Origin of the sequence: Gaiella occulta (assembly GCF_003351045.1) — a bacterium.
Lineage (GTDB): Bacteria > Actinomycetota > Thermoleophilia > Gaiellales > Gaiellaceae > Gaiella > Gaiella occulta.
In genome coordinates this window covers 75,816-95,443 of record NZ_QQZY01000007.1, presented here as the reverse complement: position 1 = coordinate 95,443, position 19,628 = coordinate 75,816, and the positions used below count along the sequence as shown (strand labels likewise).

The following is a 19,628-nucleotide window of genomic DNA, read 5'->3' as shown; positions in this document are numbered from 1 at the left end:
CGGCACGGTCAGCCGAAGCGCCAGCCGTCGCCGGCGGCGTAGCCCTTCAGGATCCGCCGCGCCACCACCATCCGGTGCACCTCGTCGGGCCCGTCGTAGATACGGCCGGCGCGCGCGTGCATCGCCATCCGCGCGAGAGGCGTCGCGTCCGTCAGGCCCCGCGCCCCGTGCACCTGGATCGCCCGGTCGATCACGTCGTTGAGCGCCTGCGCGGCGAAGAACTTGAGCAGCGACACCTCGACCCGCGCCTCGGAGCCGTCGTCGATCTTGCGCGCGGCGTCCATCGTCAGCAGCCGGCACGCCTGGATCTGTGCCGCCGAGTCGGCGATCCAGTTCTGCACGGTCTGCTTGTCCGCGAGCGGGCCACCGAAGGCCTCGCGCTCGAGCGCGTAGGAGCACATGAGGTCGAACGCGCGCTGCATCTGGCCGAGCCAGCGCATGACGTGGTGGATGCGCCCGGGCCCGAGCCGTTTCTGCGCGATCCGGAACGCGTCGCCGCGCTCGCCGAGCGTGTTCGCGACGGGCGTGCGCACCCCCGTGTAGCGCACCTCGCAGTGGGTGTTCCACGCGCGCCCGCTGTGCCCCATGACGCTGATGGGCCCGACGATGTCGACGCCCGGCGTGTCGACGGGCACGATGATCATGCTCCCGCGCCGGTGGCTCTCCGCCTCCGGGTCGGTGATCGCGAACACGATCGCGAACGCCGCACCGTCGGCGCCGCTCGAGAACCACTTGTGGCCGTCGATCACCCACTCGTCGCCGTCCCGTACCGCGCGTGTGCGCAGGGTGGTCGGGTCGGAGCCCGCGACGTCGGGCTCGGTCATGGAGAAGAACGAGCGCACCCTTCCGGCGACGAGGGGCTCGAGGAAGCGCTCCTTCTGCTCCGGCGTGCCGTACAGGTGCAGGATCTCGGCGTTGCCGGCGTCCGGCGCCTGGCAGCCGAAGACGAGCTGCGCCCAGAACGAGCGGCCGATCTCCTCGTTCATGCAGGCGTAGTAGAGGAAGCCGTCGCCCGTGCCGCCGGCTTCGGGCGGCATGTGAGGCGCCCACAGTCCCGTCGTCCGCGCCTTCTCCTGCAGCGCGGCGACGAGCTCGAGCGCCGCGTCGTCCTCGCGCTCGAGTGCCCGCTCGCTCGGGATCACGTGTTTCTCCATGAACGCCCGGTAGTGCGAGCGCCGCTCGAGGTACGCAGGCGGGAAGAGGGCGGCGCTCATCGAGAGTAGGATCGTCGCGTGCGCCTCGGTTTGCAACTCGGCTACGACGACCCGAGCGCCGCCGTCGCGCTCGCCCAGGAGGCCGACCGGCTCGGCTTCCACTCGGTGTGGACGTCGGAGGCATACGGGACGGACGCGGTCACGCCGATGGCATGGATCGCGGCGACGACCGAGCGCATCAACGTCGGCAGCGCGATCATGCAGATGCCGGCGCGCACACCGGCGGCCACTGCCTCGACCGTGGCGACGCTGGACATCCTCTCGGGCGGTCGCGTCCTCCTCGGCCTCGGCACCTCGGGCCCGCAGGTGGCGGAGGGGTGGCACGGGCAGCCGTGGGGGAAGCCGCTCGCCCGCACGCGCGAGTACGTGGAGATCGTGCGCGCCATCCTCCGCCGCGACGCGCCGGTCGAGCACCACGGCGCCCACTACGACGTGCCCTACAGCGGCGCCGATGCGACCGGCCTCGGCAGGCCGCTGAAGATCATCGTGCACCCGCTGCGAGCGGACGTGCCGATCTACCTGGCGGCGATCGGCCCCAGGAACGTCGCGCTCGCCGCCGAGATCGCCGACGGCTGGCTCCCGATCTTCTTCTCGCCGGAGCGTTTCGCGGACGTCCACCTGCCCGCGCTCGAGGAGGGGTTCGCGGCGCGCGGAGGCAGGCCCGACGGCTGGGATCTCGCTCCGCTCGTTCCCGTCGTCGTCGCCGACGACGTCCAGACGTGCCGCGACTTCCTCAAGCCGATGATCGCGCTCTACGTCGGCGGCATGGGTGCGCGCGGCCAGAACTTCTACACGCGGCTCGCGCAGCGCTACGGCTTCGAGGCGGAGGCGGCGACGATCCAGGAGCTGTACCTCGCGGGGAAGAAGGGCGAGGCGGCGGCGGCGGTGCCGGATGCGCTCGTCGACGAGATCGCGCTCGTCGGCGGCCGCGAGCGCATCGGCGACCGCCTCGACGTGTGGCGCGCGGCGGGGGTGACGACACTCGTCCTGCAGGCCCGCCAGCCCGAGGCGCTGCGGCTGCTGGCCGAGCTGACGCAGTGAAGGAGGCGCTCGGGCAGGCGCTCGGCGCCGCCGTCACGCGCGCGGTGAAGCTCGCGGGCGGCGCCTCGAAGGAGGCGTGGGCCGTCGACGTCGCGGACGGGCGGGAGCTGCTCGTCCGCCGCGCCGGCGGCGGCGTCATCCACCTCGACACGCTGTCGCTGCGCGACGAGTACGACGTGCTCGTGGCGGCGCGCGAGGCCGGCGTGCGCGTGCCCGAGCCGCTCGCGTACCTCGGCGACCTCGACGGGCGCGAGGCGTTCGTGATGGAGCGGGTGCGCGGCGAGACGATCGGGCGGCGCATCGTCAAGGCCCCGCCGCCGGGGCTCGACGTGCAGATGGCGGAGGAGCTCGCGAAGATCCACGCCATCCCGCTCGAACGGCTGCCCGCCCTGCCCCGCGCCGATCTCTGGCAGCGACTGCATGCGGAGCTCGACACGCTCGACGAGCCTCACCCGGCGATCGAGCTCGGGCTCGTGTGGTGCCGGGAGCGTTTGCCGCTCCTGCGTCCGCCCGTCGTCGTGCACGGCGACTTCCGCATCGGCAACCTGATGGTGGACGAGCACGGCCTCGTCGCCGTGCTCGACTGGGAGTTCGCGCACGTGTCGGACGCGGCGGAAGACCTCGCCTGGCCGCTCGTCCGTGCCTGGCGCTTCGGCGCCGACGAGCGGCGCCTCGGCGGCATCGGCGACGTGGAGCCGTTCCTGCAGCGCTACGCCGAGCTCAGCGGCCGCGAGGTGCCCGTGCAGGAGCTCTACGTGTGGGAGGTGCTCGGCAACTGCAAGTGGGCGATCGGCGCGCTCACGCAGGCGCGCCGGCACCTGCGCGGCGAGGAGCGCAACGTCGAGCTCGCGATCCTCGGGCGGCTCGCGGCGGAGATGGAGTACGAGCTGCTGCACCTGATCGAGAGGGCTGCATGAGCGCGCACGACCGCCCGTCGGCGGCCGAGCTGGCGACGGCCGTGCGCGAGTTCCTCGAGGCGGAGATCCTGCCCGTGCTCGACGACCAGCGGCTCCGGTTCCGCACGCTCGTCGCCATGAACGCGCTCTCGATCGTCGAGCGCGAGGCAGCGCCGCCGCCGGGCGAGCACGACTGGGAGCTCGCGCGGCGCATCCGTGCCGGCGACGTGCGCGACGGCGACCTCGCGGCCCTGAAGGCGGAGGTCGAGGCGAAGCTCCGTGTCGCGAGCCCCCGGTACCTCGAGCGCTACTGACCGGTGCGGCGTCGCGTCTACCTCATGCGCCACGGCGCGGTCGCGCACGACCGAGACCGCGGCGATCGTCGCGCCCGGCCGGACGGTCGAGGAGTGGCCCGAGCTGCAGGAGATCAGGGGCGACCGGCTCTCGGCCAGCTCGAGCAGGCGCCGGCGTGTGTCAACGTGCTCGACGTCGGGGACGGGTGGATCGTCCGCGCCGTGAACGTGGACGCGAGCGACCTCGCCCACCGGGGCATGCGGATGACGACGATGGAAGGCGACCGGGAGCGCTACCGCGCGCGCCGCGACTGAGGCGGGAAATCGGGAGGGGGCCGGCGCCGCCGGCCCCCTCCCTCGCTACCGTCGCCCGCCCGGCCCTACGAGCACTTGAGACGCGAGACGGGATTGAACGTCCCGTCGCTGAACCTCGCGACCTGCACGCAGCGGATCGGGAACTGGTTCGTCGGCCCCGTCTTCTGCCTGTTGCCCGGCAGCAGGAACGGGTTCGCCTCGTTCCAGTTGCGGAACGCCGCCATCAGCGACGCCCGCGTCGGGTTCGGCCCCGCCTTCGTCAGGAGCTGCACGAACGCGTGCGCGACGGCGACGCCGTACAGGTTGAGGGCGTTCGCCTGCACGGCCGGGTCCGACCCCTTGGGGTAGTACTTCGCCATCACGTCGCGGTACAGCTTCATGCCGGCGTCGCTGTTCCACTTGGGGTTCGCCGGGTCCTTGGCGTACTGCACCGTGAACGTGTTGTTCACGAGGGTGCCGGCCCCCGCCTTCTGCGCGAGCGTGAGGAACGTGGCGGTGCCCGAGACCGAGTTCGTGTAGATCACGGGCGGGTTCCAGCCGAGCGCCTTCGCGATCACGTACGACTGGATCGTGAACTTCGGCGTCGCGAGGATCACGAACACCGACGCGCCCGTCGCCTTCAGCTTCGCGATCTGCGACTTCACATCCGCCGCCGTGACCTCGTACGACTCCTTGCCGGCGATGTTGGCGGCCTTCGCGCCCAGGCCCTTCTCGAGCCCGCGCAGGTAGTCCTGGCCGTAGTCGTCGTTCTGGTAGAGGACGGCGATCTTCGCGTTCGGGCTGTTGCGCGCGATCGCCTGGCCGTAGATCGAGCCTTCGAGCTCGTAGTTCGGCTGCCAGCCCGTCGTCCACGGGTACTGCTTCCAGTCCCGGCCCCAGGTGGAGGCGCCGGAGGCGTTGAGCAGCTGGGGCACCTTCTTCTGGTTCAGGTACGGCCGGATGGCGAGGTTGTGCTCGGTTCCGAGCGCCCCGACGACGGCGAAGACCTTGTCCTGCTCGACGAGCTTGCGCGTGAGCTGAACGGTGTTCGCCGGGTTGTAGCCGTCGTCGTAGACCTTGAAGACGATCTGGCGGCCGTTGACGCCGCGCTTCCCGTCCGGCCCCTTGCGTGCGTTGATGTACGAGAAGTACGCCGTCATGGCGGCCGGAATCGGGGCATAGCCGGATGCCGGCCCCGTGAGGGGGAAGGTACCGCCGATCGTGATCGTCTTCGGGGTGACCCCCGTCTCCCCGGTGGCGGTCGATGCAGTAATCCCGAGCGCCGCGACGAGCGCGAGCACGATGAGCAAGACCCTACGCATTGACACTCCTTCAGCCAGAGTGAACAGCCTGATAGGGCGACCCTAACCGCCCGTTCACATGGACGCCAGGAGATCGCGATAGTTGGGACCGCCCCGCGCAGCCCGGCCTCACGGCCGTACGCTCAGCCGAGGCCGATCTCGGCGGCCAGGCGCTCGGCCTCGTCGAGCTCGTCGGCGAGCGCGTCGATGCCCGAGGCCCAGATCGCCGCGTCCGTGAGGTCGAGGCCGACGATCCGCGCGAGCTCCTCGGGCGCCTTCGATCCGCCGGCCCGCAAGAGCTGCAGATACGGCTCGACGAGCGCGTCCCCTTCGCGCTCGTAGGCGCGGAAGATGGAGAGCGCGAACAGGTACCCGTACGCGTACGCGTAGACGTAGCCCGGCACGGCCGCGAAGTGGTTCACGTAGCTCCACCAGCTTCCGTAGCCGGTCGTGTCGACCGAGTCGCCGAAGAGCTCCGTCTGGCATTCGAGCCAGAGCTCGGCGAAGCGCTCCGAGGAGATCTCCCCCTGGGTGCGCCGCTCCGTATGCACGGCATGCTCGAAGCGGTTCATGGCGATCTGACGGAACACGGTGGCGATCGCGTCCTCGATGCGCCCGGTGAGCAGGTCGAGCTTGCGACGCGGGTCGTCCTCGGCGGCGAGCAGCCGCTTGAACGTGAGCGCCTCGCCGAACACCGAGGCGGTCTCCGCCGTCGTGAGCGGCGTCGAGGCGTTGAAGAGTCCGAGCGGTTGCGCCATCACGCCGTGGAGGCCGTGGCCGAGCTCGTGCGCGAGCGTGAGCACTGCGCGGCGGTCGCCCGTGTAGTTCAGCAGGACGTAGGGATGCACGCCCGGCACGGTGGTGGCGCAGAAGGCGCCCGTGCGCTTGTCCGCCCTGACCGGGGCGTCGATCCAGCGCCTCGCGAAGAAGCCGTCGACGATCTCGCCCGCCTCCGCGGAGAAGTCGGCGTAGGCGCCGACGACGACGGCGCGCGCCTCGTCCCAGGCGAGCTTCGCGGTGGTCTCGGCCACCGGCGCCATGCGGTCGTAGTGCGCGAGCCGGTCGAGGCCGAGCAGCCGCGCCTTGAGGCGGTAGTAGCGCTGCGGCACGTCGTAGCGCGCGGTGGTCGCGTCCACGAGCGCCTGCACGGCGTCGTCGGTGGTCTCGTTGGCCAGGTTGCGCGCGCTGATCCAGGTGGCGTAGCCGCGCAGCCGGTCGTCGATCGACTTGTCGAGCAGGATCGTGTTGAGCACGTAGGTGCGGGTGCGCAGGCCGGGCTCGAGCGCGCCGGTGACGGCCTCGGCCGCCGTCCGGCGCACGTCCCGCTCGGCCGAGTAGAGGCGCGCCATGGCCGTCTCGAGCGAAACCTCCTCGCCGTCGAGGTCGACGCGCAGGGAGCCGAGCAGCTCCTCGTACAGCCGCGCCCAGGCCGAGGAGCCGGAGACCGTCTTCTCGGTGAGGATCCGCTCCTCCGGCTCGCTGAGGAGGTGCGGCCGGTACTTGCGCAGCGAGCGCAGGAAGTGGCGCCAGTGGTCGAGAGCCGGATCGGCGAGCAGGGCGTCGGCCGCGTCGTCGTCGAGCGCGGCCCACTCGAGGCCGAAGAAGAGCAGCTGCGTCTCGAGGACGGCGGCCTTCTCCTGCAGCCGCGCAACCAGCGCGCCGCGGGCGGGGTCGCCCATGTTGGTGGCGAAGTTGAGGTGCGCGTAGGTGAGCGCCCGGTCGACGGCGGACTCGATGCGCTCTCGCTCGGCGACCGCCTCGGCGAGACCTGCGGCGTCGAGCGAGGCGACGGTGCCGCGATAGCGCTCGCGGAAGGCGGCGGCGGAGCCCTCCGCATCCGCGACGTCGGCCTCGAGCGCGGGATCGTCGGGGCTCTCGTAGAGGTCGGAGAGGTCCCAGGCGACCTCTTCCGCCCCCGTCAGCTCGGTGGTTACCATGCGCGGCAGACTATCGGCAGGCGACCGGGGTGAGAACCGGGGGCTCCGTCACGCCTGCGCGACGGACACGTCGCCCGCGTCCGTCACAGGGGCACGGCAGACGAAGCGCTCGCACACGTACACGGCCGCGCGGCCGTCGACGAGATCCTTCCCCGCGAGCAGGGGGACGCCTTCGGCCGGCCCCACCGCGACGACGGCGTTGGGCGCGAACGGCTCGAGCGCGGCCCGCGCGACGGGGCTGCCGACCGGACCGGCGATCGCGATCTCCCGCGGCGGCGCAAGCCACAGGTCGAGCGCGCACAGCGCCCAGCCGAACGCTCCCGGCGCACGGCGGAGGGCGGGCTCGACGAGCCGGAGGACGCCGACCGCGTGCCGTTCGAGGTCGTCGTCGCCCCAGATGCGGCCGAGCCGCAGCAGCACGTGCGCGAGCATGGAGTTGCCGGACGGAATCGGATTGTCGTCGAGGCTCTTCGTGCGGGCGACGAGCTCATGCCCTCCCTTCGCCGCCAGGAAGAAGCCGCCGTGCTCGTCGTCGCGGTGGAGCTCCACCGCGAGCAGCGCCAGCCGGCGCGCCTCGTGCAGCCAGCGCGCCTCGCCGGTCGCCACGTGGAGCTCGAGCAGGCCGTGCGCCGCGTTCGCGTAGTCGTCGAGGAAGCCCTCGCCGCCGACCCTGCCCGCGCGCCATGCACGCGACAGGCGCCCGTCCTCGCGCGACAGCGGCCCGAGCAGGAACGCTCCCACCTCGCGGGCGGCGGCGAGCCAGTCTTCGCGCTCGAGGCGCCGTGCCGCCTCGGCGAGCGCGGCCAGCGCGAGACCGTTCCACGAGGCGAGCACCTTGTCGTCGAGCGCTGGTTGCGGCCTGCGCGAGCGCTCCTCCAGCAGCCGAGCGCGGAGCTCGGGGTCGAGCGTGCCGCGGATGATCGAGCGCCCGTGCTCGAACGGGTGCAGCAGCTCCGCCGCTACCCCGTCCTCCTCGGTCCACGTGAACGTGAGCCCCTCGACGCCGTTGGTGTCCGCGTCCTGGGCCGAGGCGAGGCCGCCGTCGGCGAGCCGCAGCTCGCGCAGCATGTAGTCGACGGTCTCCTCGACCACCTGCCGGTAGCGCCCGTTTCCGGTCACGGCCCAGGCGTGAAGGTACGTCGATGCGAGCAGGGCGTTGTCGTAGAGCATCTTCTCGAAGTGCGGCACGAGCCAGCGGTCGTCGACCGAATAGCGGTGGAAGCCGCCGCCGACGACGTCGTACATGCCCCCCGCGGCCATCCCGTCGAGCGTCGCGGCCACCATGGCGATCGCCTCCGTCCCGCCGCGCCGCAGCAGGAACTCGAGCGTCGATGCAGGCGGGAACTTGGGAGCGCGGCCGAAGCCGCCGTAGGCGGGCTCGAAGGTGCGCGCGATGCCGCGCTCGGCGTCCGCGAGCACGGCGGAGGTGAGAGGCTCGCGCGACGGCTGTACGCGCGAGGCGCTGCCGATCGCGTCGACCAGCGTGCGCGCCTGCCGTTGGATGTCGTCGCGGCGCTCCTTCCACGCCTGCGCCACCGCGAGCAGAAGCTGCGGGAAGGACGGCATCCCGTGCCGCGGCTCCGGCGGGAAGTACGTGCCCGCGTAGAACGGCTCCCCGGCCGGGGTCAGGAACACCGTCATCGGCCATCCGCCCTGGCCCGTCATCGCCACCGTCGCGTCCATGTAGAGCGCGTCGACGTCCGGGCGCTCCTCGCGGTCGACCTTCACGTTGACGAAATGCTCGTTCATCAGCGCGGCGGTGGCCGGGCTCTCGAACGACTCGTGGGCCATCACGTGGCACCAGTGACAGGCGCTGTAGCCGACGGAGAGCAGGATCGGCCGGTCCTCCGTCCGCGCGCGCTCGAGCGCCTCGTCCCCCCACGGGTACCAGTCGACCGGGTTGTCCGCGTGCTGGAGCAGGTACGGGCTGGTCTCTGCGGCGAGGCGGTTCACGCTCACACGGTACGTCGCCCGCCCATCTCCGCGCGCCGCAGGGCGCGAGCGCGTTCTCGACGACGGTCGCAGCGGCGGCCCTACTCCGAGGCCCTCGTCGCGGCGCGCCTGGCGCGCACGTGGCGGAAGATCTCGATCGCGGCGGCGAGCCCGACGGCGACGACGAACGCGAGCAGCAGCCCCTTCCACGGCTGGGCCTCGAACTGCCTGCCGCCGACGTACCCGAGCAGCACCGTGTAGTTGCCCCAGACGAGGCCGGCGATCACGTCGGCGACGATGAAGCGGCGCCACGGGAAGGCGTGGACGTAGCCGGACGAGAACGTCACCGCCGTCCTGCCGCCCGGGATGAACCGCGCGACGACGATCAGGTACGTGCCGCGCTCCTCGAGCTGGCGTTCGGCCCACTCGAAGCCCCTGCGCGACTTCTCGCCGCGGAAGACCCGCTTGACGGTGTGCTCTCCGAGCCACGAGCCGAGGAAGTAGGAGATGTTGTCGCCGACGATCGCCCCCGTCGTCGCGGCGGCGATCACGAGGAGGACGTCGAGGTCGCCGGATGCTGCGAGCACGCCGCCCGTGATCGCGAGCGTCTCGCTCGGGACGACCGGGAAGAACGCGTCGAGCATGGCGACGCCGAAGACGGCCGGGTAGCTCCACCAGGCGCCGGACACCCACTGCGTGAACTGTTCGAAGAGCGCGAGCACCGTCATGCCTGCGCCCCATCCTCGCAGACAGGCCGTCCGCGACGGCCGCATGGTGCAGCAGCGGGCGGACGCGAACGGCGATGATGGCTGCGTGCCGCACCATCCGCTGCATGGCGTTCGCGTGCTCGACGTGACGACGTCGATCGCGGGCCCCTACTGCGCCCAGATCCTCGCCGCGCTCGGCGCGGACGTGATCAAGGTCGAGCGCCCCGACACCGGCGACGACGGCCGTGCCTGGGGGCCGCCGTTCTGGCACGGCGAGAGCACGATGTTCCTGTCCGCGAACGCCGGCAAGCGCTCGCTCGCGCTGTCGCTGCGCGACCCGCGCGGGCGCGAGACGCTGCTGCGGCTCGCCGACGGCGCCGACGTCTTCCTCCAGAGCCTCCGCCCCGGCCTCGCCGGGGAGCTCGGCCTGGGGGTCGACGCCGTCCGCGCGCGCAACCCGCGCCTCGTCTACTGCTCGGTCGGCGCCTACGGCCGCGTCGGGCCGCTGAGCCGCGAGCCCGGCTACGACGCGCTCATGCAGGCCGCCGGCGGACTCATCTCGATCACCGGCGAGCCGGGACGGCCCGGGGTGCGCGTCGGCTCGTCGCTGATCGACCAGGGCACGGGGACGTGGGCGGCGCTCGGCGTGCTCGCGGCGCTGCTCGAGCGCGAGCGGACGGGCGCGGGCTCGGTCGTCGACGTCTCGCTCTACGAGACGGCTCTCGGCTACATCGGCTACCACCTCGCCGGCTACCTCGCCGACGGCACCGTGCCGCACGGCCAGGGAACCCGGTTCCCGATGGTCGCGCCCTACCAGGTGTTCCCGACGCGAGACGGCGCGCTCATGATCGCGGGCGGCAACGACCGACTCTTCGCCGCCCTCTGCGAGGCGGTCGGCATGCCGGAGCTCGTGGGCGACCCGCGGTTTCGCACGAATCCGCTGCGGGTCGAGCACCGTGACGAGCTGGCGGAGCTGCTCGAGGCGCGGCTGCGCAGCGCCGACAGCGCAGAGTGGCACGCGCGCCTCACCGCCGCCGGCGTGCCGGCCGCGCCCGTTGCCGACGTCGCGGACGTGGCACACGCTCCGCAGACCGAGGCGCTCGGGTTCCTGCAGCCGCTCCCGCACGCGACGATCCCCGACCTGCGCCTTCCCGCGCTCCCGCTGTCGTTCGACGGCGAGCGCGCCGTGCACCGGAGCGCACCTCCCGCAGTCGGCGAGCACACCGTCGAGGTGCTCGCCGAAGCGGGTTTCAACGACGACGAGATCGCGGCCCTGGCCGCGGAAGGAGTGATCAACCGATGAGCCATCTGTCCGCCTCGTTCAGCGCAACGATCCGCGTCCGCCTCGCGGACGCGCCGGGATCGTTCGCACGGCTCGCGAAGGCGATCGGCGAGGCGGGCGGCTCGCTCGGCGCCATCGACCTCGTCCGCGTCGAGACCTCGACGAAGGTGCGGGACGTCACGGTCGACGCGTCGGACAGCGAGCACCTCGAGCGGATCGTCGAGGCCGTGCGCGCGGTCGACGGCGTCGAGGTCGAGCGCGTCTCCGACCGCACGTTCCTCATGCACCTCGGCGGCAAGATCGAGATGCGCTCGAAGGTGCCCGTGAAGACGCGGGACGACCTGTCGATGGCGTACACGCCGGGCGTGGCGCGCATCTGCCAGGCGATCGCGGCCGACCGCGACTCGGCGTGGAACCTCACGATCAAGCAGAACACCGTCGCCGTCGTCTCCGACGGCACCGCGGTGCTCGGCCTCGGCGACATCGGCCCCGAGGCCGCGATGCCGGTGATGGAGGGGAAAGCCCTTCTGTTCAAGGAGTTCGGCGGCGTCGACGCGTGGCCGCTCTGCCTCGCCAGCAAGGACGTCGACGAGATCGTGTCCGCCGTGCGGGCGATCGCGCCCGGCTTCGGCGGCATCAACCTCGAGGACATCTCGGCACCGCGCTGCTTCGAGATCGAGCGGCGGCTGCGGGCCGAGCTCGACATCCCCGTCTTCCACGACGACCAGCACGGCACGGCCATCGTCGTGCTCGCGGCGCTGCTCAACGCCCTCCGCGTCGTCGGCAAGTCGATCGAGGAGATCAAGGTCGTGACGACCGGCGTCGGGGCAGCCGGCGTCGCCGTCACCGACATCCTCCTCAACGCGGGCGTTCGCGCCGTCGTCGGCTGCGACCACGAGGGCGCCATCTACCGCGGCCGTCCGGGGCTGAACGAGGTGAAGGCCTCCTACGCCGAGCGCACCAACCCGGACGGGGAGAGGGGCACGGCCGACGAGGTGCTCGCCGGCGCCGACGTCTATCTCGGCCTGTCGGTGCCGGGCGCCGTCTCGCGCGCGGGGATCGAGCGCATGGCGGACGGCGCGATCGTGTTCGCGATGGCCAATCCGACGCCCGAGATCGCCCCGGAGGGGCTGCCGCCCGGCAAGGTCGCCGTCGTCGCCACCGGGCGCTCCGACTACCCGAACCAGATCAACAACGTGCTGGCGTTCCCGGGCGTCTTCCGCGGCGCGCTCGACGTGCGCGCGAGCACGATCACCGAGGGGATGAAGGTGGCGGCGGGACATGCCATCTCCGCGGTGATCGCAGAGGACGAGCTCGGTCCCGAATACGTGATCCCGAGCGTGTTCAACCGGGACGTGGCGCCCGCGGTCGCCGCGGCGGTCGCCGACGCGGCCGAGCGCGACGGCGTCGCCAGGCGCTCTTCGCGGCCGCAGGCCGCGAAGAGCGCCTAGGGTCGGGCGTTCGGCGCAGCCGGACGCACGCTACTCGTAGTGCAGCGCCTCGAGCGGGTTCAGCTTTGCCGCCCGGCGGGCCGGGAAGATCGCGGCGAGGATGCCGACGGCGATCGCGGCGAGCGCGAAGATCACGACCTGGCCGGCCGGGAACGAGAACGCGATGAAATCGATGCGCGCGATCAGGAGCGCCGCGAGCACGAGGCCGAGCGCGATTCCGGTCACCCCGCCGATGAGCGCGGTGATCACGCTCTCGTGGCGGATCATGCGGCGCACCTGGCGCCGCGTCATCCCGACGGCACGCAGCATGCCGATCTCGCGCGTGCGCTCGAAGACGCTGAGGACGAGCGTGTTGACGATGCCGAACAGGCTCACGAGCACCGACAGCGCGAGCAGCACGTAGAGGATGTTGAGCACCGCGCCGAGGCCGGAGATCTGGTTGTCGATGAACGCCTCGCGCGTCTGCGCTTTCGCGTTCGGGAACGGCTTCAGCGCCAGCGCGAGCGCGGCGGCGTTCGCGTCGCTCTCGCCGCCGGAGGTCTTCACGAACGTGTACAGGTTCTTGGGTTGCGGGTTGCGGGCGTCCCAGGCGGCGGCCGAGATGGTCACGGGGCCGAACGGGGAGCCCCCCGTCGGCGGCTCGAAGACGCCCCTCACCGTGAACGTCCTGCGCACGCCGGTGACGAACGTGAGCGGCACCCGCGAGCCGATCGTGAGATCGTGCGCGTCGGCGTAGCCGTCGTCGACGAAGGCCCCGTCGTCGCCGAGCGAGGCGAGCACCTGCTGCGAGCCCTCCTTCCACGTGAGCGAGAGGACGTCCCTGGCGCCCGGATCGACAGCGGTCGCCGTGATCGTCTTCCCGAACGCCTGCGCCTCGCCCGTGCGGACGCTGCCGACGGCCGTCACGCCCGGCGCGCGCGACGCGGCCTGCGCCGCCGCGGTGGGGATCGGGGAGAAGTTGTTCTGGGCCGTGATCGCGTAGTCGGCGCTGAAGATGTCGTTGACGGAGCTGCGGAAGGTGTGGGTGATGCCGGCGGCGAGCGTGGCGACCAGCGTCACGAGCGCGAGCCCGATCATCAGCGCGGCCGCGGTCGACGCCGTGCGCTGCGGGTTCCGCCGCGCGTTGTCGCGTGCGAGCAGGCCCGCCGCGCTGCCGATCCTCGCCGCGGGCCAGCCGATCAGGCCCGAAAGCCCCGGGACGAAGCGGGCGGACAGCATCGCGACGCCGAAGAAGATGAGCAGTGTCCCGAAGCCCATGGACACGAGCACCTCGGTCGTCCCGAGGCCGGGGCCGAACAGCCCCCACACGAGCGCGGCGAAGCCCGCCGCCGTGAGCAGCGTCGCCCCGAGCGTGCGGAAGCGGGCGAAGCGACCGGCGGGCAGGGTGGCGCCCTCGCGCACGGCCGCGATCGGCGGCACCCGCGTCGCGCGCAGCGCCGGACGCAGGCTCGCGAGCAGCGTCACCACGACGCCCACGAGCAGGGCTGCGACTGCCGTGCGGCTCTGGAAGACGAGCCCGCTGTTGGGAAGCGTGAACCCGACCGCGTCGAAGAGCCTGAACAGCAGCCGCGCGAGCCCGAGGCCGAGAAAGAGGCCGGCGACGGACGCGAGCACGCCCACGACGAGCGCCTCGAGCACGATCGAGCCGAGCACCTGGCGCCGCGAGGCGCCGAGCGTCCGCAGCGTGGCGAACTCGCGCATGCGCTGGGCGATCGTGATCGACAGCGAGTTCGCGATCACGAACGAGCCGACGAAGAGGGCGATGCCGCCGAAGGCGAGCAGGAACTTCTGCAGGAACGAGATGAAGTCGTTCGTTCCCCTGGCGTCCTCCCGCGCCTGCGCGTCACCGCTGCGCACCTCGGTGCCGGCAGGGAGGATCGCCCGGATCTCGGCGATGAGCCGCGCGGGCGAGATGCCGTCCTTCGCCGCCACCCGGATCTGGTCGAGCTTGCCGGTCTTGCGAAACAGCCGCTGCGCGGTGGCAAGGTCGAAGCCGGCGAGCGTCGCGCCGCCGATCGTCGACACCGAGCCGAACCTGACGAGCCCGGAGATGCGCAGCGTCTGCGCAGGCCCCTCTGCCTGCACGCGGATCCGGCGGCCGACGGCGAGATGCTTCTTCGATGCCGTGGCGACGTCGACGACGACCTCGCCCGCCTGCGGCCACGTTCCGTCCTCGAGGGTCAGCGAGTTGAACTCCGGCTTGCCGGGGTCGACGGAGAAGCCGAGGTTGGGGGCGCCGCCGAAGACGATCGCCTTGCCGTCCGCGCCGATCAGCTGCGCCTCGCCGGCGACACCGCCGATCGCGGCGGCGACGTCGGGGAGCGCCTTCACGCGCTCGAGCAGCGACTCGTCGAACGGCGCCTCCACCGACCCGGAGCCGCCCTGCACGTCGAAGGCGGACTTCGGCGTGATCGTCGCGTCCGTGCCGCGGTAGACCTCGCTGAAGATGGCGTCGAACGCCTTCGAGATCGAGTCGGTGAGCACGTAGGTGCCGCTCACCATGGCGACGCCGAGCACGATCGCGACCGCCGTCAGCGACGTGCGCAGCTTGCGGCCGGCCAGCCCCTTGAGGGCCAAGCGGATCACCGGCCGTCGAGCTCCTCCATCGCGAGCAGGATCTCGTGCGCGGCCGAGCGAGGCATCTCGCGCACGATGCGGCCGTCGGCGAGGAACAGCACGCGGTCGGCCATCGCGGCGGCGCGCGCGTCGTGCGTCACCATCACCGTCGTCTGGCCGAAGTCGTCGACCGAGGAGCGAAGCAGCTCGAGGATCTCGTGCGACGTCGTCGAGTCGAGGTTCCCGGTCGGCTCGTCGGCGAACACGACCGTCGGCCGCGACACGAGCGCGCGGGCGATCGCGACGCGCTGCTGCTGGCCGCCGGAAAGCTCGGCGGGACGGTGCCTGAGGCGATCTCCGAGGCCGACGCGCGCGATCAGCTCGCGCAGCCATTCACGGTCGGGCTTCTCGCCCGCGATCGTGAGCGGCAGGACGAGGTTCTCCTCGGCGTCGAGCATCGGCAGCAGGTTGAAGAACTGGAAGACGAAGCCGATGTGCTCGCGACGCAGCTTCGTGAGGTCGTCGTCGCCGAGGCTCGTGATCTCGGTGCCCGCGATCGTGACGTTGCCCGAGGTCGCCTTGTCGAGTCCGGCGAGGATGTGCATCAGCGTCGACTTGCCGGAGCCCGACGGTCCCATCACCGCGGTCAGCTTGCCGTGCTCGATCTCCACCGAGACGCCGCGTAGCGCGTCGACGGCGCTGTCGCCCTCTCCGAATCGCCTCGTCAGATCGCGGGCGACGACGACCGCGAAGCGGTTTCCGTCCACCATCGAACCTCCTTGCCGCCCGGCGCGCCGACCGCAACCGGCTGTCCCGAGACCCTAGCCGGTGCGAGCCCGCAGGCGATGCCGTTCTGCCGCCGGCTCAACCTGGAGGCCGGGCCGGCCGATAGGGACAAGATGAGCGGCGAGGCGCAAGCCGGAGATCACCGGCACGGCGACGGGCAGGGCCGTCCGGGCGCGCTGTCGGCGCGGGCGGCGGAGGGTCTCGTCGCCGTGCTCGAGGTGGCGGCGCGGGAGGCGTCGCTGACGCGGACGCTCGTCACGCTCGCGCGGGTCGCGGCGCAGACGTGCGACGCCGACCGCTGCTCGATCTGGCTCAGGGAGGACGACGACGTGTTCGTCCCCGTGATGTCGCAGTTCGCCGACGGGCGCGAGGACGCGGAGATGTGGAGGATGTTCCTCGAGTTCTCGGCCGCGGCTCCGTTCCTCCACGAGGCGATCCGGCGCGGCGCCGCCGTCGCCTGCGACGAGACGCCGGACGACTACTTCGGCGCCGAATGGATGGAGTCGTTCGGTATCCGCTCCGCGATCTGCGTTCCCCTGAGCACCGCCGGGAGCGTCGTCGGCGCGTTCGTGGTCGACCGCATGACGGTGCGTCCCTTCTCGTCGGCGGAGTGCCGCCTCGTCGAGGCGTTCTCCTTCCAGGCCGCGCTGATCCTCGAGTCCGCCCGGCATCTCGACCGGCAGCGCCGCAGCCGCCGGGCCGCCGAGGCGCTCGAGCGGGCGGCGATGTCGCTCGGGAAGCATCTCGAGGAAGGCGATCTGCTGCAGACGCTCGTCGCCGAGGCAAGGAACGCTCTCGGGGCGGAGGTCGCGCTTCTCTTCCAGCTCGAGCCGCGCGCGGAGAAGATCTCCCGGGTGTTCGCGAGCCCGGCGGAGGACACCGGCGCCGTGCCGGCGCCGTCCGGGCCCGACGTCGGCGGTGATGCCCTCCGCGAGCTGCTCCTCGCCGTACGCGAGCCGCTCGTCGCCGACGGCGGCGACGACTCGGGCGCCGAGCTCGCCCGCCTGCTCGGGCTGAACAGCTGCATCGCCGTGCCGGTCGGATCCCGCGGGGAGCTCGAGGGCGTGCTCGTCTGCGGCGAGGTGGCGTCCTGCCGCCGCTACGAGCCCGAAGAGCGGGAGCTCGTCCGCGCGCTTGCCGCCCACGCGGGCGCCGCGATCGACAACGCCCTTCTCTACCGCCGCGCCGTCGACGCCTCCCGTCGCGACCCGCTCACCGACATCGGCAACCGCCGTGCCTTCGAGGAGGAGCTCGAGCGCGAGCTCGCACGGGCACGGCGCTACGGGCACCCGCTCAGCGTCGTGCTCGTCGACCTCGACAACCTGAAGGAGATCAACGACGGCTGGGGTCACCAGACCGGCGACAGCGTGCTGCGGCGGATCGCCGGCATCCTCGCCGCCGGGCTGCGGGAGGGCGACCACGCCTTCAGGATCGGCGGTGACGAGTTCGCGCTCGTCCTGCCCGAGACGCCGGCGGCAGCGGCCGCGATTCTCGCCGACCGCCTGCGCCTTGCGGCCGCGCGCACCTCGTTCGGCATCCAGGACATGCGCGTCTCGATCAGCGCGGGCATCAGCGCCTTCCCCGCCCACGCCAGCGCCGCCGAGACCCTCATCCGCCTCGCCGACAGGGCGCTGTACGAGACGAAGGCCGGTGGCAGGAACGCCGTCGCCGTCTCCCGCCTGGGGGCGGGTGAGACGGCGCCCGGCGAGCGCTTCGGGGTCGATCTCGGACGCGTGCTCGCCGAGGGCAGCCTCGTCGCCGCCTACCAGCCGATCGTCGAGCTGCCGACCTCCCGCATCGTGGGGTACGAGGCGCTCTGCCGGCTCGACCCTGCGGCGGGCGAGGTACCGACCCCGATGCTCTTCCGCGCCGCCCACGCGCTCGGTCTCTCGGTCGAGCTGGAACGGCTCTGCACCTCGGTCGCCGCCGGCGGCGCGCGCGACCTGCCGGAGGACGCCACCCTTTTCCTCAACATCTCGCCCGCCGTGCTCGAATCGCCCGCGTTCTCGGTCGAGAGCGTCGTCGCCGCACTCGAGAGCGCCGGCATCGACGCCCACCGAGCAGTGCTGGAGGTCACCGAGCAGCACCGTGTTCCCGACTCGGGAGCTCTCGCCTACGCGCTGCGCGCCTGCCGCGAGGCGGGATTCGGGATCGCCGTCGACGACCTCGGTGCCGGGCCCGCCGACCTCGAGCTGCTCGGTCGCTTCGACTTCGACTACGCGAAGATCGACATCGTCTACGTGCAGGGCGCCGGCGCCTCGCCGGCGCGGAGGCGGCTCCTCGCCGGGCTCCGGCTGCTCGCGGCAGAGACCGGCGCTCAGGTCATCGCGGAGGGGGTCGAGACCGAGGACGACCTCACGACCGTGGCCGAGCTCGGCTTCTGGGCGGCACAGGGCTACGCGCTCGCATCCCCGAGCCCCCGGGTCGCTCGGCCCGCCGGCTGTGGAGCCCCGAGTCCGCCTCACAGCGGCGTTGCGACGGTCGAGACCTGACGGCATGCCACGCTTCCGCCCACGCAGCGGACGCCTCGGAGGCGCGGCGACGCCGCCTACCGCATGAGGCGCGACGCCTCGGCGAGCACCTCGCCGAGGATGCCGACGATCTCGTCCATCTCCCGCTCCCCCGCGACGAGCGGCGGGGAGATCTGGACGACCGGGTCGCCGCGGTCGTCCTGGCGGCAGATCAGCCCGGCGTCGAAGAGGGCGTTGGAGAGGAACCCGCGCAGCAGCGACTCGCACTCGTCGTCGTCGAAGGTCTCCCGCTTCTCCTTGTCCTTCACGAGCTCGAGCGCGTAGAAGAAGCCCGTGCCGCGCACGTCGCCGACGATGTCGAGGTCGAGCAGCGTCTCGAGCTTGGCGCGGAACACGTCCTGCGTATCGCGCACATGCTCGACGATGCGCTCGCGCTTCATGATCTCGATGTTCTTGAGCGCGATCGCGCACATGACGGGGTGGCCGCCGAAGGTGACGCCGTGCGCGTACATCGACGTGGAGTCGAGGAACGGCTCCATGACGCGATCCGTGGCGATCACGGCGCCGATCGGGCCGTACGAGGACGAGAGACCCTTGGCCGACGTGATGATGTCGGGCCGGATGTCGTAGCGCTCCGAGCCGAACCATGCGCCGAGGCGGCCGAAGCCGGTGATCACCTCGTCGGCCGAGAGCAGGATGTCGTACCTGTCGCAGACGGCGCGCACGCCCTGCCAGTAGCCGGCGGGCGGGGTGAGGCAGCCGCCCGCGTTCTGGACCGGCTCCATGTGCACGAGGCAGACCGTCTCCGGCCCCATCGAGACGATCGCCTGCTCGAGGTCGTCGAGCAGGAGCTGCGTGAACTCCGCCTCGCTCTCGCCGGCGGGCCGGTGATAGCGGTTCGTGTTGCGGACATGGCGCACCTCGGGCACGAGCGGCTCGAACGGCGTGCGCAGCGCCGGGATGCCGTTGATCGAGAGCGCTCCCATCGTCGTGCCGTGGTAGGCGATGTGGCGGGCGATCGCCTTGTAGCGGCGGGAGCTCGGCGGCCGCTTCTCGCCGCGGGCGGCGTAGTACTGCCGGGCGAGCTTCCAGGCCGATTCGACCGCCTCGGAGCCCCCGGAGACGAAGAACACGCGATTGAGGTCGCCGGGCGCGAGCGAGGCGACCTCGGCGGCCAGCTCGATCGCCTTCGGGTGCGCGTACGACCAGTTCGTGTAGAACGGCAGCTCGCGCATCTGCTCGAGCGCAGCGCGGCCGATCTCCTCGCCGTAGCCGTAGCCGATGTTGACGGAGAAGAGGCCGGCAAGCGCGTCGAGGTAGCGCTTGCCGTTCGCGTCCTCGAGGTAGCAGCCGTCGCCGCGGACGATGATCGGCACGTCGGCGGCCGCATACCCGCCCATGCGGGTGAAGTGCATCCACAGGTGGTCCCTGGCGAGCTGCTGCAGGTCGCGGGCGGGCGTGGGCACG

General features: G+C 72.0%; 15 protein-coding genes. 7 read left to right on the top strand and 8 right to left on the bottom strand.

What is annotated here, in order from left to right:
• Positions 1 to 8: 8 nt before the first annotated feature.
• Positions 9 to 1,214, bottom strand: coding sequence for an acyl-CoA dehydrogenase family protein (locus Gocc_RS13145; RefSeq protein WP_114797026.1), 1,206 nt, complete (start codon positions 1,212 to 1,214; stop codon positions 9 to 11).
• 18 nt (positions 1,215 to 1,232) lie between these two features.
• Between Gocc_RS13145 and Gocc_RS13140 the strand changes: the two genes are divergently transcribed.
• The 4 genes from Gocc_RS13140 to Gocc_RS13125 all read left to right on the top strand — a co-directional run bounded on the left by Gocc_RS13140 (position 1,233) and on the right by Gocc_RS13125 (position 3,759).
• A complete protein-coding gene (locus Gocc_RS13140; RefSeq protein WP_114797025.1) occupies positions 1,233 to 2,255 on the top strand; it encodes an LLM class F420-dependent oxidoreductase in 1,023 nt (340 codons plus the stop codon).
• Positions 2,252 to 3,172: a phosphotransferase family protein gene (locus Gocc_RS13135; protein WP_114797024.1), complete on the top strand. Its 921-nt coding sequence runs from the start codon at positions 2,252 to 2,254 to the stop codon at positions 3,170 to 3,172. Before Gocc_RS13140 ends, Gocc_RS13135 begins: the two co-directional genes overlap by 4 nt.
• Positions 3,169 to 3,465 (top strand): hypothetical protein, encoded by a 297-nt coding sequence (locus Gocc_RS13130; RefSeq protein WP_114797023.1) that lies wholly within the window; start codon positions 3,169 to 3,171, stop codon positions 3,463 to 3,465. The genes Gocc_RS13135 and Gocc_RS13130 overlap by 4 nt, the downstream gene beginning before the upstream one ends.
• Positions 3,466 to 3,558: 93 nt before the next feature.
• Positions 3,559 to 3,759: a hypothetical protein gene (locus Gocc_RS13125; RefSeq protein WP_114797022.1), complete on the top strand. Its 201-nt coding sequence runs from the start codon at positions 3,559 to 3,561 to the stop codon at positions 3,757 to 3,759.
• A gap of 65 nt (positions 3,760 to 3,824) precedes the next feature.
• Here Gocc_RS13125 and Gocc_RS13120 read toward each other — a convergent pair whose 3' ends face one another.
• The 4 genes from Gocc_RS13120 to Gocc_RS13105 form a co-directional block, all read right to left on the bottom strand.
• Complete coding sequence (locus tag Gocc_RS13120) at positions 3,825 to 5,060, bottom strand: ABC transporter substrate-binding protein (protein WP_114797021.1); 1,236 nt, start codon at positions 5,058 to 5,060, stop codon at positions 3,825 to 3,827.
• A gap of 122 nt (positions 5,061 to 5,182) precedes the next feature.
• The gene (locus tag Gocc_RS13115) at positions 5,183 to 6,976 is read right to left on the bottom strand and encodes a M3 family oligoendopeptidase (protein ID WP_114797020.1); all 1,794 of its coding nucleotides are present in this window, start codon (positions 6,974 to 6,976) and stop codon (positions 5,183 to 5,185) included.
• Between the two features lie 48 nt (positions 6,977 to 7,024).
• Positions 7,025 to 8,929, bottom strand: a complete 1,905-nt coding sequence (locus Gocc_RS13110; protein WP_114797019.1) for a thioredoxin domain-containing protein — start codon at positions 8,927 to 8,929, stop codon at positions 7,025 to 7,027.
• An 80-nt stretch (positions 8,930 to 9,009) separates the two neighbouring features.
• Positions 9,010 to 9,636 (bottom strand): DedA family protein, encoded by a 627-nt coding sequence (locus Gocc_RS13105; RefSeq protein ID WP_114797018.1) that lies wholly within the window; start codon positions 9,634 to 9,636, stop codon positions 9,010 to 9,012.
• An 85-nt stretch (positions 9,637 to 9,721) separates the two neighbouring features.
• Here Gocc_RS13105 and Gocc_RS13100 point away from each other — a divergent pair, with 85 nt between their 5' ends.
• Both Gocc_RS13100 and Gocc_RS13095 read left to right on the top strand, forming a co-directional pair.
• Positions 9,722 to 10,918 (top strand): CaiB/BaiF CoA transferase family protein, encoded by a 1,197-nt coding sequence (locus tag Gocc_RS13100; protein ID WP_220150621.1) that lies wholly within the window; start codon positions 9,722 to 9,724, stop codon positions 10,916 to 10,918.
• Positions 10,915 to 12,348 carry a malic enzyme-like NAD(P)-binding protein gene (locus tag Gocc_RS13095; RefSeq protein WP_114797016.1) on the top strand — a complete coding sequence of 478 codons (1,434 nt, stop codon included), beginning with the start codon at positions 10,915 to 10,917 and terminating at the stop codon, positions 12,346 to 12,348. Before Gocc_RS13100 ends, Gocc_RS13095 begins: the two co-directional genes overlap by 4 nt.
• Positions 12,349 to 12,378: 30 nt before the next feature.
• Here Gocc_RS13095 and Gocc_RS13090 read toward each other — a convergent pair whose 3' ends face one another.
• Both Gocc_RS13090 and Gocc_RS13085 read right to left on the bottom strand, forming a co-directional pair.
• On the bottom strand, positions 12,379 to 14,934 hold the full coding sequence (locus Gocc_RS13090) for an ABC transporter permease (RefSeq protein WP_114797015.1): 2,556 nt from the start codon (positions 14,932 to 14,934) through the stop codon (positions 12,379 to 12,381).
• Positions 14,931 to 15,674 carry an ABC transporter ATP-binding protein gene (locus Gocc_RS13085; protein ID WP_114797014.1) on the bottom strand — a complete coding sequence of 248 codons (744 nt, stop codon included), beginning with the start codon at positions 15,672 to 15,674 and terminating at the stop codon, positions 14,931 to 14,933. The genes Gocc_RS13090 and Gocc_RS13085 overlap by 4 nt, the downstream gene beginning before the upstream one ends.
• A gap of 75 nt (positions 15,675 to 15,749) precedes the next feature.
• On the opposite strand from Gocc_RS13085, the gene Gocc_RS13080 reads away from it, so the two are divergent.
• Positions 15,750 to 18,182: a sensor domain-containing diguanylate cyclase gene (locus tag Gocc_RS13080; protein ID WP_114797013.1), complete on the top strand. Its 2,433-nt coding sequence runs from the start codon at positions 15,750 to 15,752 to the stop codon at positions 18,180 to 18,182.
• 56 nt (positions 18,183 to 18,238) lie between these two features.
• Here Gocc_RS13080 and Gocc_RS13075 read toward each other — a convergent pair whose 3' ends face one another.
• The gene (locus Gocc_RS13075; RefSeq protein WP_114797012.1) at positions 18,239 to 19,627 is read right to left on the bottom strand and encodes an aspartate aminotransferase family protein; all 1,389 of its coding nucleotides are present in this window, start codon (positions 19,625 to 19,627) and stop codon (positions 18,239 to 18,241) included.
• Position 19,628: the final 1 nt, after the last annotated feature.